Source organism: Pantoea folii, from assembly GCF_056678875.1.
Map to the genome: position 1 here is coordinate 66,371 of NZ_JBWXON010000008.1, position 16,118 is coordinate 82,488.

Annotated in this window: 13 protein-coding genes; 8 read left to right on the forward strand and 5 right to left on the reverse strand. The window is 55.2% G+C overall.

Annotated elements, in window-relative coordinates; all coding sequences use genetic code 11:
- Positions 1–77 precede the first annotated feature (77 nt).
- Positions 78–677, forward strand: coding sequence for a hypothetical protein (locus AC1MDE_RS11370; RefSeq protein WP_479414787.1), 600 nt, complete (start codon positions 78–80; stop codon positions 675–677).
- Between the two features lie 283 nt (positions 678–960).
- Complete coding sequence (locus tag AC1MDE_RS11375; RefSeq protein ID WP_479414788.1) at positions 961–3,363, forward strand: glucose/quinate/shikimate family membrane-bound PQQ-dependent dehydrogenase; 2,403 nt, start codon at positions 961–963, stop codon at positions 3,361–3,363.
- 129 nt (positions 3,364–3,492) lie between these two features.
- On the opposite strand, the gene AC1MDE_RS11380 is transcribed toward AC1MDE_RS11375, so the two are convergent.
- From AC1MDE_RS11380 to AC1MDE_RS11390, 3 genes are all read right to left on the reverse strand, one after another.
- Positions 3,493–4,704, reverse strand: a complete 1,212-nt coding sequence (locus tag AC1MDE_RS11380) for an MFS transporter (RefSeq protein WP_480344561.1) — start codon at positions 4,702–4,704, stop codon at positions 3,493–3,495.
- Positions 4,705–4,814: 110 nt separating this feature from the next.
- Positions 4,815–5,705, reverse strand: a complete 891-nt coding sequence (locus AC1MDE_RS11385) for a LysR family transcriptional regulator (RefSeq protein WP_034826801.1) — start codon at positions 5,703–5,705, stop codon at positions 4,815–4,817.
- A 179-nt stretch (positions 5,706–5,884) separates the two neighbouring features.
- A complete protein-coding gene (locus AC1MDE_RS11390) occupies positions 5,885–6,253 on the reverse strand; it encodes a helix-turn-helix domain-containing protein (protein WP_034826803.1) in 369 nt (122 codons plus the stop codon).
- Between the two features lie 291 nt (positions 6,254–6,544).
- Here AC1MDE_RS11390 and AC1MDE_RS11395 point away from each other — a divergent pair, with 291 nt between their 5' ends.
- The 3 genes from AC1MDE_RS11395 to AC1MDE_RS11405 all read left to right on the forward strand — a co-directional run bounded on the left by AC1MDE_RS11395 (position 6,545) and on the right by AC1MDE_RS11405 (position 9,871).
- Positions 6,545–7,204 carry a response regulator gene (locus AC1MDE_RS11395; protein ID WP_034826805.1) on the forward strand — a complete coding sequence of 220 codons (660 nt, stop codon included), beginning with the start codon at positions 6,545–6,547 and terminating at the stop codon, positions 7,202–7,204.
- Entirely contained in the window at positions 7,201–8,559 is a 1,359-nt protein-coding gene (locus tag AC1MDE_RS11400; protein ID WP_034826807.1) for a sensor histidine kinase, read from the forward strand. Before AC1MDE_RS11395 ends, AC1MDE_RS11400 begins: the two co-directional genes overlap by 4 nt.
- A 445-nt stretch (positions 8,560–9,004) precedes the next feature.
- Positions 9,005–9,871 (forward strand): nucleoside-specific channel-forming protein Tsx, encoded by an 867-nt coding sequence (locus AC1MDE_RS11405; protein WP_034826809.1) that lies wholly within the window; start codon positions 9,005–9,007, stop codon positions 9,869–9,871.
- Between the two features lie 115 nt (positions 9,872–9,986).
- Here the strand turns inward: AC1MDE_RS11405 and yjdN are convergent, their stop codons facing one another.
- Together yjdN and AC1MDE_RS11415 are read right to left on the reverse strand one after the other, a co-directional pair.
- The gene (gene yjdN / locus AC1MDE_RS11410; RefSeq protein WP_034826811.1) at positions 9,987–10,418 is read right to left on the reverse strand and encodes a VOC family metalloprotein YjdN; all 432 of its coding nucleotides are present in this window, start codon (positions 10,416–10,418) and stop codon (positions 9,987–9,989) included.
- A 78-nt stretch (positions 10,419–10,496) separates the two neighbouring features.
- The gene (locus AC1MDE_RS11415; protein WP_034826814.1) at positions 10,497–11,399 is read right to left on the reverse strand and encodes a LysR family transcriptional regulator; all 903 of its coding nucleotides are present in this window, start codon (positions 11,397–11,399) and stop codon (positions 10,497–10,499) included.
- Between the two features lie 114 nt (positions 11,400–11,513).
- Here AC1MDE_RS11415 and AC1MDE_RS11420 point away from each other — a divergent pair, with 114 nt between their 5' ends.
- From AC1MDE_RS11420 to abgT, 3 genes are all read left to right on the forward strand, one after another.
- Positions 11,514–12,827 carry an amidohydrolase gene (locus tag AC1MDE_RS11420; protein ID WP_058962222.1) on the forward strand — a complete coding sequence of 438 codons (1,314 nt, stop codon included), beginning with the start codon at positions 11,514–11,516 and terminating at the stop codon, positions 12,825–12,827.
- Positions 12,824–14,263: a M20 family metallopeptidase gene (locus tag AC1MDE_RS11425; RefSeq protein ID WP_479401245.1), complete on the forward strand. Its 1,440-nt coding sequence runs from the start codon at positions 12,824–12,826 to the stop codon at positions 14,261–14,263. Before AC1MDE_RS11420 ends, AC1MDE_RS11425 begins: the two co-directional genes overlap by 4 nt.
- Positions 14,264–14,486: 223 nt before the next feature.
- Positions 14,487–16,007, forward strand: coding sequence for a p-aminobenzoyl-glutamate transporter (gene abgT, locus AC1MDE_RS11430; protein ID WP_479414791.1), 1,521 nt, complete (start codon positions 14,487–14,489; stop codon positions 16,005–16,007).
- The last annotated feature ends 111 nt before the right edge of the window (positions 16,008–16,118 follow it).

A 16,118-nucleotide genomic window follows, 5' to 3' on the forward strand; every position in this document is an offset into this window, starting at 1 on the left:
GCGTAAAGATCACAGCAACCTTGCCGTCCTTATAATAATTAAGACGTTCCAGTTAATTAATTTATTCATAGAGATAAATGGAAAACAGTTCATACAATCCTTATGTTACTGAGCGTATCCGTCGCCTCGACGGGGCACTGATGGGCGTGTGTTATTCAGCACCCTTTATGCAATGTGAACAGGAAAGCACAGTATTACTTAACGGAAGCAACATAATTTCACTGCACAATCAGTTGCCCGATGCGCCCGAACGAATAATTATCCCTTTAGTGGGAAATAGTCTTGCGCGCTTTTTAAAGGCGCCAGAAAATTATCCCAGCCTGCAAATGAAAAATGTCTCCCTTGCTATCAATTGTGCCAGTTTAGTTAAGCATGAAGCGGCATTACGAGAAGCCGCACAGCATCACGCATTCTGGCTTTATGATTTGGCTCCGCCAGGAACGTGCTGGAAGAATATTGCCTCTTTTCCCTTCAGGGGAATTGTCCTGAACGATGATTTCTTCAATGATAATTATCTCAAGTTCAGCTTTCCCTTTTTGCTCGGATCCTGCCGGGAAAGAGAAGCAGAGGTGATATTACGCACTCCGCAATTAACTCTGCCGTTGTCTGTCTATGAAGACCTGCAACTTTCTGGCTGGCAGGAACAACGCACCAGCAACACCCTGTTTGAAGTGTAAACGCTTACACGAAATGCCGCCTCTTGCCGTTATGTCCCGATCTCTTCGGGCATAACGTTAGAATCTCCTCATAAAATGTCGCACTACTACCATTCCACAAGCGCAAAGCACTAAAAAAATCAAACCCGTTAACGTTTTTAAGATAAAATTTAACGCAAAGGGATCATCTTGCGTAACGGAAGCGCTGCGATCGAACATTTTAAGTCACTTCGTACTCTATGTCGGGAAACAACCTAATGCGTTGTTTCCTTTTAAGTTTATGGCAAAGAAAGAGGTTAATATTATGGGGAAAGCTTCCTCATCTTTTGGCGTGATTCGCTTTTTGACGGTGCTGTTCGCACTGCTCACAGGCGCATTTATGCTGGTAGGCGGTGTATGGCTAGCCGCAATTGGTGGTTCCTGGTACTACGTTATTGGCGGTGTGATTATGTTGATCACCGCTATCCTGCTGTGGCGCCGTAGCGGTGCAGCGATCATGCTGTATGCACTGTTGCTGTTGGCAACGCTGGTGTGGGGCGTTTGGGAAGTTGGTTTCGACTTCTGGGCGCTGGCACCACGTACCGATGTGCTGGTGATCTTCGGCATCTGGCTGATTCTGCCGTTTGTGTATCGCGGTCTGAATCATGCAGGTAAAGGCGCGCTGGGTCTGATGGCCGTTGCGCTGATTGCCAGCGTGCTGGTGCTGGCGTGGGCAGTGTTCCACGATCCGCAGGAGCTGAACGGTGAAATCCCAGCGGCGGCAGATAATGCCCCGCAAGCGCAGCCGCTGAGCAACATCAAGGATAACATCAAGGATGCTGACTGGCCTGCGTACGCGCGTGACCAGCAAGGCACGCGCTTCTCTCCACTGAAGCAAATCAACACCGGTAATGTGAAAGAGTTGCAGGTAGCCTGGCAGTTCCAGACGGGCGATCTGAAAACCCCGAACGACCCAGGTGAAATCACCGACGAAGTGACGCCGATTAAAATCCGCGACACCTTGTATCTCTGCTCACCGCACCAGATTCTGTTTGCGCTGGATGCAAAAACCGGTAAGCAGAAGTGGAAATTTGATCCGGGCTTAAAACCGAATCCAACCTTCCAGCATGTGACCTGCCGTGGTGTCTCTTACCATGAAATGCCAGCAGCAGCGGATGCGTCTAACACCCAGCCTGCGCTGTGTTCACGTCGCATTTATCTGCCAGTGAACGACGGTCGTCTGTTCGCGCTGGATGCCGAAACCGGTGAACGTTGTGCCGCGTTTGGTAACAACGGTGAGCTGGATCTGCAGCACAAACAGCCGGTACTGACCCCAGGCCAGTATGAGCCGACTTCACCACCGATCATCACGGATACCACTATCGTGATCGCCGGTGCGGTCACCGATAACTACTCAACCCGTGAACCGTCAGGCGCTATTCGTGGCTTTGATGTGAATACCGGTAAACTGCTGTGGGTGTTTGATCCGGGCGCGAAAGATCCCAACGCGATTCCAGATGATGAACATACCTTCACCATGAACTCGCCGAACTCCTGGGCACCGGCAGTATACGATCCAAAACTGGATACCGTATTCCTGCCAATGGGCGTGACCACACCAGACATCTGGGGTGGTAACCGTACGCCTGACCAGGAACGTTTCGCGAGCAGCGTACTGGCACTGAACGCCACCACCGGCAAGCTGGTGTGGTCGTATCAGACCGTGCATCACGATCTGTGGGATATGGACCTGCCGTCACAACCGACGCTGGCCGATATCACTGACAAAGATGGCAACACCGTTCCGGTGATTTATGCCCCGGCCAAAACCGGTAACATCTTTGTCCTGGATCGTCGTACCGGTAAGCCAGTTGTCCCCGCACCGGAAACTCCAGTGCCACAGGGCGCTGCGAAAGGTGATCACGTATCCCCAACTCAGCCGTACTCCGAACTGACCTTCCGTCCGAAGAACAATCTGACGGACAAGGACATGTGGGGCGCAACCATGTTCGACCAACTGGTGTGCCGCGTGATCTTCAAGCGTCTGCGCTACGAAGGTCCGTTCACCCCGCCGTCTGAGCAAGGTACGCTGGTGTTCCCTGGAAACCTCGGTATGTTCGAGTGGGGCGGTATCGCGGTAGATCCACATCGCCAGATCGCGATTGCTAACCCAATGGCGCTGCCGTTTGTCTCTAAACTGGTGCCACGCGGTCCGGGTAATCCGATCGAGCCACCAGCCGATGACAAAGGCGGTTCAGGTACTGAAACCGGTATCCAGCCACAGTACGGTGTACCGTACGGCGTCGAGCTGAATCCGTTCCTGTCTCCGTTGGGTCTGCCATGTAAACAACCGGCCTGGGGCTATGTCTCAGCGGTTGACCTGAAAACCAACGAAACCGTGTGGAAAAAACGTATCGGTACCGTTCGCGACAGCGCGCCGGTTCCGGTTCCGTTCAAAATGGGTATGCCAATGCTGGGCGGCCCAATTACCACGGCCGGTAACGTGTTCTTTATTGGTGCGACTGCCGATAACTATCTGCGCGCGTTCGACACCAACACCGGGGAAATGCTGTGGCAGGCACGTCTGCCAGCCGGTGGCCAGGCAACACCGATGACCTACGAAGTGGATGGCAAGCAGTACGTTGTCATTGCTGCAGGTGGTCACGGTTCGTTTGGTACTAAGCTGGGCGATTACGTCATTGCCTACGCACTGCCAGATGCTAAATAAGTTTCTGGTTTGATGTGACAAAGGCGGGCTGCGAAGCCCGCCTTTTTTATTGTCTCACTGCCTGCACTCTGGCGTATCGCATCGTTATGAAGAAGCTAATGGTTGTTCGAAGCGCCATACCTGTCGCCGTTACGGCTTCTTTAACACCCGCGCATTTAACAGCGCGCACAGCGCCATGATCACACAGGTCGCCAGAAACACTGGCCGCATGCCGAAAGCACCACCGACAAACCCGCCAAATAACGGACCTGAGACCTGACCGACATACTGGGCCGAAGTCGAATACCCCAACATTTTCCCCACCTGCCCTTGCGGCACATTGTGGCGAATCAGCGCCGTCACGCACGGCATCAAACCGCCCAACGCCATGCCCATCAGAAAACGCAGCACCACTAATTGCCAGGCTTGAGTAATAAACGCCTGCGGGATTAACAACAGGGCACAAACGACCAGGCCGTAAACCAGCACGCGGCCATGCCCTACCCGATCCGCCAGGCGCCCCAAACGCGGCGCAGAGAGAATACTGCCCAGCGCAGCCGCCGCCATCACCACGCCCGCCGTCACCGTAATCGCATGATCGCCCTGCACGAACTGACCGATATACAGCGTGATAATCGGTTCAATCGACATATTGGCAAAAATCAGCAGCATGCCTGATAACCACATCAGTCGCACCAGTGGCAGATTGACCGGCTTCTCACTCTCATCGTGAGTTTGCACCGTCTTTTTACCCGGCTGACGCGGCGCTTCTTTTAATAAAAAGGTGGTGGCAAGGAAGGCGAGGAAAATCACGGCGCCGGTCAGCCAGAAGGTATGGCGAATGCCAATCAGCGGTGGCAACACCCCGCCCAGCAGTGGCCCCACCACGTTGCCCGCCATAATGCCGGAAGACAACACGCCCAGCGCCCAACCGGTCTGCTCTTTTGGCGTTTGCGCCGCGACCATGATGGTTGAACCCGATGCGTAGCCCCCCAATAATCCCGCCAGCAAACGCAAGGCAACCAGTTGCCACGGCGCCGTCGCCATGCCAATCAGCGGCATGGCAATCGCCATTCCGAGGCTGGCACGAATCAACATCAGTTTGCGGCCATAGCGATCCGCCAGTTTGCCCCACAACGGTGCGGTTAACGCGGCGCTGAGGAAAGTGGCACCATATGCAGCACCCGACCAGCGCGCAATCGCGGCAGGTTCCTGCACGCCAAGTTGCTGCACATAGAGTGGCAGAAACGGCAGCAGCAACGTCATCGCCACAATGGTGCTGAACGAACCCAGCACGCAGACAAACAAATTACGTTTCCAGTGTTGCTGCTCAGGCGCTAACACTGTTGATGATTGCGACATAGTCATTCCCTGTTTTTGCTTTTTTAGCAGGCTAACAGCGGAGCACGACATAAAACAGGGAGAGAGAGATATTTGCCAAACAGCGTAATATTGTTGTCAGGCAACAACAATTAACTGCCGCTCAAGGCATTAATTAACGCATCACACAGCAACGTCACGGGGGATGAAGGTTGCGGCTGCTCTTTGAGCAGCAGATAACTGTGTAAACGATCCATTTGCCACTCAGGCAACACCTGTTGGATCTCGCCGCGCCCCAGCGCCTCTTGCGTCATATACGCTGGCAAATAAGCGATGCCGGTGCCGGCCAGCGCCGCATTCAGCAGCGCCATGCTGTTATTGGCGCGGAAACGGCTATGCACATCCAACGCCAGCCGCTGTTTATCGCGGCGAAACGGCAGTGCGGCAGTATGCGCGGGACCGTGGAACAGCAACAAATCGTGACGTGTCAGGCGCTCTGGATGGTCGATAGCGGGATGCGCTGCCAGATAATCCGGCGTGGCATAGAGTCCCCACTCGATGGTGCTCAGTTCGCGATAATTAGCGACTTCCGGCGCACGCGCACGAATCACGATTGCCACATCCGCGCTGGGCTGCGGATCGTCACTGGTGGTGAGGTCGAGATCGACATTGATATGAATATGACGGCGGATAAAGTCATTTAGAGTGGGGACGACGCACTGGCAGCCATAGGTGATTGGCGCCTGTAAGCGCACATTACCCGCGGGCAGTTGATGAACCTGCTGCACAAACGCATCGGCGCGGTGCATCTCTTCCAGCATGCGGGTACAAAACGGATAGTAAGCCTGACCCAGCTCGGTCAACGCCACTTTCCGCGTGGTGCGCTGCAGCAGTTTGATGCCGAGTCGCACTTCCAGCCGCGCGATTTCGCGACTGACATGCGATTTAGAGACACCTAAGGTTCGCGCGGCTTCGCTAAAGCTTTGCCGCTCAACGACGCGCGCAAACAGCATCATGGCGGTGAGATTATCGCTGTTGTCCATGTTCTCTGGTGGTTAACAAACTGAGAACAGCAGCTTAAAAGTAAAAGCCGCAATAAGCACCGAATTTAATCAGCGAACGGGGTGGAGCGGCGTAATTTATCGCGCAATCCCTTCGCGATTTACTGCGCAATAAATTGCGCCGCTACGTCTACTTTGCAGATCACTATCAGCGTCATCAATCAACTGGCCACCGCCAGCGGGAACAACAAACGTTCCTGTTCAACGCGGCGCTGACGACGCAATTGACCCGGCGTGACGCTGAAGTAGTTCTTAAAGGTGCGGGTATACGCCTGCTGCGTATCAAACCCGTAGCTCATCGCCACCTGCAGAATCGCTTCATCGCTGTTGATCAGCGTGAGCGCGGACTCAGTCAACCGGCGCTGACGGATGTACTCTGCCAGAGAAAAACCGGTGTGCTGACGGAACAGACGTTGCAGATGCCAGCGGGAGTATCCCGAGCGGCGTGCTACTTCATCCAGATGCAAATCGTGCCCTAAGTTGTCTTCAATCCAGTCCAGCAAACTACGGATAAATTCGCGCTGATTCATGGGAACCTCCTGCTTCGACAATATGTCCAGTGCAGTCACTGTAGCGCGTTAAATTTATCCCTTAATTAGCAGAAAATTAGCGCAGAATTAGCAAGAGGGGAAATGGGTGCTCCGCCTTAATAAGTCCAGCGGCAGAAAGGCAGCAAGAGCGTGAATCCTCAGGCTCTTATATAAGTCAGTGACGGGGGTGAATGCTCGCAGCTAACGCCTCTGCAGCGGGAAGTATGACGGAGGGTAATTCTGGCCTAATTATCTGGCGCTACACTGCGTCCATCAGTTTGGGAGAACACTATGCGTGTGCTGCTGGTAGAAGATGATGAAATGATTGGCGCCAACTTGCAGCAGGCGCTGGAAGCGGCGGGCTGGTCGGTGGACTGGGTGCGCGATGGCGTATTTGCCACCAATGCCTGGGCCGAAGGCGGTTATACCTGCGTGCTGCTCGATCTCGGTTTACCGCGTGAAGACGGTATTCACGTATTGAAGCGTGCGCGTACGCGTGGCGATATGACGCCCGTGCTGGTGCTGACTGCGCGTGACACGGTGCAACAACGCATTCAGGGACTCGACAGCGGCGCCGATGACTATTTGCTTAAACCCTTTGATCTGCAAGAGGTACTGGCGCGCATGCGTGCAATCACCCGACGTCGTCACGGAGCGGCGGATTCCCTGTTAGGCAGTGGCGATGTGCAGCTGGATATGATGACGCGCGAAGTGCTGTACAAAGGCCAACGCGAACAGCTGACTGCACGCGAATATGCCCTGCTCTACGCTCTGCTGGAGCGACCAGGTGCCATACTGTCACGCGAACAATTAGAGAACCGCATTTACGGCTGGGGTGAAGAAGTCACCAGCAACGCCGTTGATGTACTGATCCACGGCATGCGCCGCAAGCTCGATAACGAAGTGATTCGCAACGTGCGCGGTTTGGGCTGGCGAGTACCGGCAATATGAAACCTTTCACTTTTATGCGCTCCCTGCGTAACAAACTGCTCGCCACGCTGGTGCTGCTGCACCTGGCGATGATCGGCGGCGTCACCTGGTATTTCTACCATTGTTATGGCGACATGATGGGCACCATGAAGGACGATCAGCTCGCCAAGATTGCTGATGCCTGGTCCTCCAGCCAGCGTATGCCTGCGCTGATGCCAATGGTGATGCAGCAAGAGAAGCTGAAGAGCACCTACATCGTTCAGCTGTGGGACACCAATAATCATCTGCGTGCCAGCTCATGGCCTGCTTTACAGGCGCCGCTGCAGGCAAAAAAAGGCTGGTCCGATTTAAAAGTCGGCGACTGTGGCGATGACTGTGACTGGCGCGTGTATACCCGTCCCGGCGAACTGGGCAGTGAAATCGGTAATATTCAGGTTTTACACAACATCGGCTACATGAAAAGTTTGATGGTGAAGCGGGTGCTGTCCGCCATCATTCCCTTAATGCTGATGATGCCGCTGTCACTGCTGGTGATCTGGCTGGTAGTACGTGCCATCACGCGAGATTTGCGCGTTGCCTCGCGACAGATTGCCGCACAAGAAACAATGCATCCACACTCGGTATCGCCGGATGGCTTACCGGATGAAGTGCTACCGCTGGTGGCTGCTTATAACTCTCTGCTCGATAAGCTACGGGCAGCCTGGTCATCGCAGCGACAGTTCCTTGAAGATGCGGCACATGAACTGCGCACGCCGGTTACCGCCGTCACCTTGCAGCTGGAAAATCTGCGCCAGCATATTCAGCCTGGTGAAGCCAGTCGCCAGTTTGATCAGCTGGAAGCAGGCGTCACGCGCACCCGCCATCTGGTGACGCAGTTGCTGAATATCTCGCGCCAGGAAGATCAGTCGGTGGTGGCCACGGTGGAAACCATCCAGCTCGATGATTTGCTGAAAGAGAGCATCGAGCAGTTGATGGTGGTCGCCGATAAACGCGGCATTGATATCGGTTTTAATGGCACCACGCACTATCGCCTGCACGCCAGCCGTTCCGATTTGCGTAGCCTGTTTGATAACCTCATCGGCAACGCGATGCTGCACACGCCGGAAGGCAGCCTGGTAGATGTGCTACTGCATCGCGTGGGCAATCACACCGTGGTGGATATCGTCGATAACGGGCCGGGCATGCCGGAGTCCTTTATCGAACGCGCCTTTGATCGCTTCACCCGTTCGCCAGATGTACAGGCGCAAGGCAGCGGTTTGGGTCTGTCGATTGTGCGCAGCGTAGCGCAGAAGCATCAGATGCAGGTCGCGCTGTCGAACTGCCATAACGCCCAGGGACAAATCTCCGGCCTGCAGGTGCGTGTGACCTTGCCATAACCGACGTGTCGCTACCGCCTTGAATATCCAGCGCGGTAGCGGCACAACGTATTGCGTCTTTTCCTCATCTAAATCGCCCTACACGATGAACCACGCATTTTTCGCCGCCAAATTTTAAAGGCGCATGATAAATCGTGCCGCTACGTTCTTTTTCTGCATCTGACATTTTTGCGGTTGTACGCGACAACGTAAACGGTTGCGGGGTTCCGTTCGCCACACGGTATTTATGTGATCAAAATCACATATTCAGTGAATCAAAATGCAACACATTTTGACAAACGTGATCAAAATCTATTTCCTATCGCTCTGTTACAGGCACATTACGCACATTTGAAAATTCGGCGATTCAGACCGGATAAAAACAACACACGGCCCATCCCCTGGGATCGATTTCACTCGATTGCGGCGCAACCGCAGCAATCACTAGCATGTGGTTAATAAAATAATGAAATTTAAAGCATTGATAGCAGGGGCCTTACTGGCCAGCAGCTGGACCGGCGCGGCACAAGCGGCAGACAGCGATCCGCAGTATCTTTCAGACTGGTGGCATCAGAGCGTTAACGTCGTGGGCAGTACGCACACCCGCTTCGGGCCGCAGTTCAACAATGACGTGTATCTCGAATACGAAGCCTTTGCTAAAAAAGACTGGTTCGATTTCTACGGCTATGCGGACTTGACCAACTTCTTTGGCGTGGGTAACAGCAACGCTAACGGCATTTTTGACCACGGTTCGCCGCTGTTCATGGAAATTGAGCCACGTTTCTCTATCGATAAACTGACCGGCACCAGCCTGGCGTTTGGTCCGTTTAAAGAGTGGTATTTCGCGAACAACTATATCTATGACATGGGCCGCAACGCTTCACAGCGTCAGAACACCTGGTACATGGGTCTGGGTACCGACATCGATACCCACAGCGATATCGGTCTGTCATTGAACGTGTATGCCAAATACCAGTGGCAGAACTACGGTGCAGCGAACGAAAACAGCTGGGATGGTTATCGCTTCAAAGTGAAATACTTTGTGCCGATTACCGATCTGTGGGGCGGCAAGCTGAGCTACATCGGCTTCACCAACTTCGACTGGGGTTCAGACCTGCGCGATGAGACCGGTCCATCACGTACCAGCAACTCGATCGCGTCCAGCCACATTCTGTCGCTGAACTACGATCACTGGCACGTTTCTACCGTGGCACGTTATTTCCACAATGGCGGTCAGTGGGCGGATGGACAAGAGCTGAACTTCGGCAACGGTCCGTTTGAAGTGAAATCAACCGGTTGGGGTTACTACCTGGTCGTGGGTTACAACTTCTAATTAGCTAGATCCTTAGCGGCGCAATTTTCGCGCGTTACTGAAACGGCAATATCGCTATCAGAAACGCATTAAATTGTGCCGCTACGTAGGCTGACCGGCTGTAAAACCCTGCCCGTCAAATCTGCGGCTTATAGGCATTCACCATCCACGGCACGCCGAACTTATCGGTAAACATGCCGAAACCGTGCGCCCAGAACGTCGGTTCCCACTTTTTCGTCACTTCCCCACCCTCTGACAACGCGTCAAACCAACGTTTACCCTGCGCTTCATCTGGCGTGGATAGACTCACGGAAAATCCGGCATAACTTGCCTGCTGTGCACCGTCGCTCATCATTAATTCACCCTGCCCGATGCGCAGATGGGCATGCATGATCTGTTCAGGCGAGAAGGTCACGCCAGAGGGGCAACCTTCATCTTCGACGGTGGTTTCATCGGGCATATCGCCAAAGGTCATTTTAAACAGCAGTTCGCCGTCGGTGGCCGCAAGATAGAAGGCTATCGCCTCTTCACAGCGACCGTTGTAAAACACATAAGGTGTAATTTGCATGGTCAGTTCTCCACAATTGGAACGTCCAGTGCAAGTGTAGTGCGCAATAAGTAATCAGCTGCGAGCCAGGCCGCACTCTTACCTTTGTTGACAATAGCGGCGGAACAGCTGAGCCATATACGCGCTCATTGGGGTCAGCGCCGTGTCTTTCCGCTGGATCAAATAGAAGGTGGCTTTGGGTAGCGGATCGTCAAGATCGAGGGCAATGAGCTGCCCACCGTGCGTCGGATCTTCGATCACATCGCGCGAGATGATGCTGACAAAATCACTTTTGGCGACCAAACTGGTGCAGGCCATAAAGGTTTCGCAGGTCACCACGATCTTCGGTGCCATACCGCGCTCGCCAAACAGATCGTGCAGCAAGCGGTAATAACTGCCCTGCGGGGTCGGCATGGTCCAGTCGCAGTGCTGCAACTCATTCAGTGAGCGGGCATGCGCCATCGGATGGCCTTTACGCATCACCACCTGATAGTCACGCTCCATTAGCCGCTCAAAAATCAGCTCCTGATCCAGATGATGTTGATCGTAGGTATTAATGGTGAAATCCAGCGCGCCCTGACGCAGTTCATGCACCATCGACACCAGTTGCCCCTCAACGATACGCACCTTCACCAGCGGGTATTCACGATGAAACTGAGTGATCACCTGCGGCATGATAGTGCGCGCAATACTGCCGCCCACGCCGATATTCACCCGCCCCCCTGCCAATCCCAATCGCTGCTGAATATCCTCCTGCGCCACGCGCAATTCTTCCAGCACCAGACTGGCATGACGAAAAAAGTTATCACCGATATCCGTTAGCGTGACGCCTTGCTGACGACGTTCGAACAAACGTGCGCCAAGCGCCAGCTCCAGTTCCTGAATCGCTTTGGTCAGCGCAGGCTGTGAAAGTCCCGATAAGCGGCTGGCAGCGCGAATACTGCCCTGGCGGGCCACATCGACAAAAGCGCGCAGCTGATGAAGTTTGAGGTTGGCAGGCATGATTTTTGTGATAACCGTTGTTTATCAGTGACAAGATATTCGCATCTTATGCGCACCAATACCATTGTGTAGATTCGGGATAATGCATAAAAAACCAACACAAAGGATATGCCGATGAAAAACCTCTCCGACCTCGTCAACGCGCGGATTCCGCAGATGCAAAGCTGGCGTCGCGACCTCCACCATTTTGCCGAATCGGGCTGGCTGGAGTTCCGTACTGCAACGATAGTGGCCGAAGAGCTGCATCGTCTTGGTTATCAGCTCAAGCTCGGCCGCGACGTGATCGATGCCGATGCGCGCATGGGCTTACCTTCTGACGAGGTGCTGGCACAGCAGGAAGCCCGCGCACTGGAACAAGGCGCACTGCCACAGTGGATCTCACATTTCTCAGGCGGCTTCTGCGGCGTAGTCGCCACGCTGGAGACCGGTCGTCCCGGCCCGGTGATGGGCTTCCGTGTCGATATGGATGCGCTGGACCAGAACGAAAGCCGTGATGCCGACCACCTCCCTACCCGTGAAGGATTTGCCTCCTGCAACCCCGGCATGATGCACGCCTGCGGTCACGATGGCCACACTACCATCGGTCTGGCGCTGGCGGGCGTGTTGATGGAGATGAAAGATCAGCTCAGCGGCACGATTAAAATTATCTTCCAGCCTGCCGAAGAGGGCGTGCGTGGCGCTAAAGCGATGGTGGCCGCAGGCGTGGTGGATGATGTGGATCTGTTTACCGCTATCCATCTCGGCACAGGCGTACCTGCTGGCGAAATCGTTTGCGGCAGCGACAGCTTCCTGGCCACCACCAAACTGGACGTCAATTTCACTGGCGTCGGCGCGCATGCGGGCGGTAAACCAGAAGAGGGTCGTAACGCCTTGCTGGCCGCCGCGCAAGCTACACTGGCGCTGCACAACCTGCCACAACACAGCGGCGGTGTCGCACGCGTCAACGTAGGTGTGTTGCAGGCGGGATCCGGACGCAACGTGGTACCCGATTACGCCCTGATGAAAGTGGAAACCCGTGGCGTCAGCAATCAGGTTAACGATGACATCTATCAGCAAGCCCTGCGCGTGATTTCCGGCGCGGCGGCGATGTATGGCGTTGAGTACGACATCAAACTAATGGGTGGCGCACGCAGCTGTACCCCAAGCCAGCCGTGGGTCGATTTTATCCACCAGCAGGCCGATGCCATGGGGATTTTCACCTCGGTAGTGGATACCAAAAAGCAGGCGGCGGGTTCGGAAGATGCCACATACATGCTGGAGCGCGTGCAGCAGCGTGGCGGTCAGTCATCCTATGTGATCTTTGGTTGCGATCTGGCGGCAGGCCACCACAACGCGAAGTTCGATTTTGACGAAGCGATCATGGCTACGGCGGTGCAAACCCTTGCGACGCTGGCGCTGAACCAGGCACAGTTTGGAGGTCAGCGATGAGCCATCACGATTTTATCGATCGTTACATCAACGAAAACCAGCCGCGCTTCACCGCCCTTAGCGATGCCATCTGGGATGTACCGGAAACCCGCTTTGAAGAGACGCAATCCGCCGCCATTCTGGCCGATGCGCTGGAGCAGGAAGGCTTTGCCGTCGAGCGTGGCGTCGGCAATATCGACACCGCCTTTATCGCCAGCATCGGCAGTGGAAAACCGGTGATTGCTATCCTCGGTGAGTTTGATGCGCTGGCCGGTTTGAGCCAGCAATCAGGCTGCGCCACACCACAACCACTGGTGGAAAACGGCAACGGGCACGGCTGCGGCCATAATCTGCTGGGCACCGCCGGACTGGCCGCGGCCTTCGCCATCAAGGCATGGTGGGCGGAGAACAGCCAGCGCGGCACGCTACGCTTTTACGGTTGCCCAGGCGAGGAAGGCGGTTCTGGCAAAACCTTTATGGTGCGCGAAGGGCTGTTTGATGACGTGGATGCCGCTGTCACCTGGCATCCTGAAGGCTTCAGCGGCATGTTCAACCTCAGCACGCTGGCCAATATCCAGGCCGCATTTCACTTCAAAGGCGTGGCCGCGCACGCCGCTAACTCGCCGCATCTGGGCCGCAGTGCGCTGGATGCCGTCACCCTGATGAACACCGGTGCCAATTTCCTGCGCGAACATATCGTGCAGGAAGCGCGCGTGCACTACGCCGTGACCAACACCGGCGGCGTTTCCCCCAATGTGGTGCAAGCCGATGCCGAAGTGCTGTATCTGATCCGCGCGCCAGAACTCGATCAGGCACAGGATATTTATCAGCGGGTGATCAATATCGCCAAAGGCGCGGCCCTGATGACCGACACCACCATGACGGTGCGCTTCGATAAAGCCTGCTCCAACTATGTGCCGAATCGCGCGCTGGAAGCGGTGATGGAGCGCAACTTGCATCAGTTTGGCTTGCCCGAGTACAGCGCGGAGGAGCAGCAGTTCGCCGCCGAGATTCGTGCCACGCTAACGAAGGACGATCTGCGCAATGCGCGTTTGAACGCAGCGCGCACCGGCGGCGAGGCAGGCGTGGCATGGACCGAGGCGCTGGGCGACAAAATTTTGATGGATGAAGTGGCACCGTATGCCATAACGCGCGAGCTGCTGTATGGCTCAACCGATGTCGGCGATGTGAGTTGGGTGACGCCAACCGCGCAGTGCTTTGCGCCTTGCTTCGCCTTTGGTACCCCGCTGCACACCTGGCAACTGGTGGCGCAGGGCCGCACTTCGCTGGGCCACAAAGGCATGTGTCTGGCCGCCAAAGTGATGGCCGCCACCGCGCTGACCTTGTTGCAGGATGAAGAAGCACTGGCGCGCTGCCGCGAAGAGTTCCAGCGCGTGCGCCGCGAACAGCCCTACAGCTGCCCGATTCCGGCAGATGTGACGCCATCAAAATTATAAAAGCCTTAGCGGCATAAAAGATTCAATCCGGCGCAAACCCGGATGCAGTAACCCAAAAATAAAAACTAAAGCTCCAAATAATTCGAGTCGCAGTAAGGCGGCAAGTGCGGGCAGCTCCAGGAGCTGACATCAGTCAGTGACGGGGGTGCCCGCACGCAGACAACGCATCTGCGGCTTGAAGTATGACGGGCGCAAATACAACAGACATGACGAGGAATAACCGATGGAAGTGACCACGGAGAACCGCAGCCCAGGGAAGCTGTTTAGCTGGATTGAGCGGGTCGGCAACAAAGTGCCCAACCCGTTCTTACTGTTTGTCTATTTGATCGTGATATTGATGGTCGCCACCGCGATTATCAGCTACTTCGATCTGGCAGTGAAAAATCCCACCAATGGCGAACTGGTACGGGTAAACAACCTGCTGAGCGTGGCCGGGATTCAATGGATTCTGCCTAACATCATCAAAAACTTCAGCGGCTTTACCCCGCTGGGCTCGATTCTGGCGCTGGTGATTGGTGCGGGTCTGGCGGAGAAAGTCGGCCTGCTGCAATCGCTGATGGTGAAGATGGCCTCACGCGTGAGCCGCCGCTACGCCAGCTATATGGTGCTGTTTATCGCCTTCTTCAGCCATATCTCATCGGATGCCGCACTGGTGGTGATGCCACCGCTGGGCGCGCTGATCTTCCTCGCCGTGGGTCGTCATCCGGTGGCGGGTTTACTGGCGGCTATCGCGGGTGTCGCTTCCGGCTTTACCGCCAACCTGCTGATCGTTACCACCGACGTGCTGCTCTCCGGCATCAGTACCGAAGCGGCGAAAGCGGTGAGCGATACCGTGCACGTGAGTGTGATCGATAACTGGTTCTTTATGGCCAGCTCGGTGATTGTGCTGACGATTGCCGGTGCCATCCTTACTGATAAGTTTGTCGAGCCGCGTCTTCCTGCGTGGAACGGCGGCAACAACGATCGCCTGCCGCCGCTGACCGCGCTGGAGAACCGGGGCCTGCGGGCTGCGGGCATTGCCGCGCTGGTGTTTATCGCCCTGATGGCCCTGCTGGTGGTGCCAGAACATGCCCCCCTGCGTAACCCGAAAACCGGCGGCATCATTCCTTCGCCGTTTATTCAGGGCATTGTGCCGATCATCATCCTGTTCTTCTTTGTGGTGGCGATTGCTTACGGCGCCGTGACAAAGCAAATCCGTCGGGCCGATGACATCCCGCAGCTGCTGGTGGATCCGATGAAGAGCATGGCGGGCTTTATTGTGATGGTGTTCCCGCTGTCGCAGTTTGTCGCCTTCTTTAACTGGAGCAACATGGGCAAATTCATGGCGATCGGTCTGACCGATATGCTGGAAAGTGCCGGCATCAGTGGCGCGCCCGCGTTCCTCGGTTTGATGTTCCTGTCGGCATTCTTGTGCATGTTTATTGCCAGCGGCTCAGCCATCTGGTCGATTCTGGCGCCAGTGTTCGTGCCGATGTTTATGCTGCTCGGATTCCATCCGGCCTTCGCGCAGATGATTTTCCGTATCGCGGATTCTGCCGTATTGCCCCTCGCGCCGATGTCACCGTTCCTGCCGCTGTTCCTCGGATTCCTGCAGCGATACCAAAAAGATGCGCAACTTGGCACCTATTATGTGCTGATCTTCCCGTATCCGGTGGTGTTCTTTATCAGCTGGATCATCCTGCTGCTGGCATGGTACGCACTGGGTTTACCGATTGGACCGGGCGTTTACCCCAGCCTGCATTAATCGCATCGCCATGGACGGCGATCACACTTCTGTGAACTGCAACGTAGATTGCGAAAATGTCACCGTTGCCCCTCTCGGCAACCCGCGATGAATTGATTATCCTGCTATTCC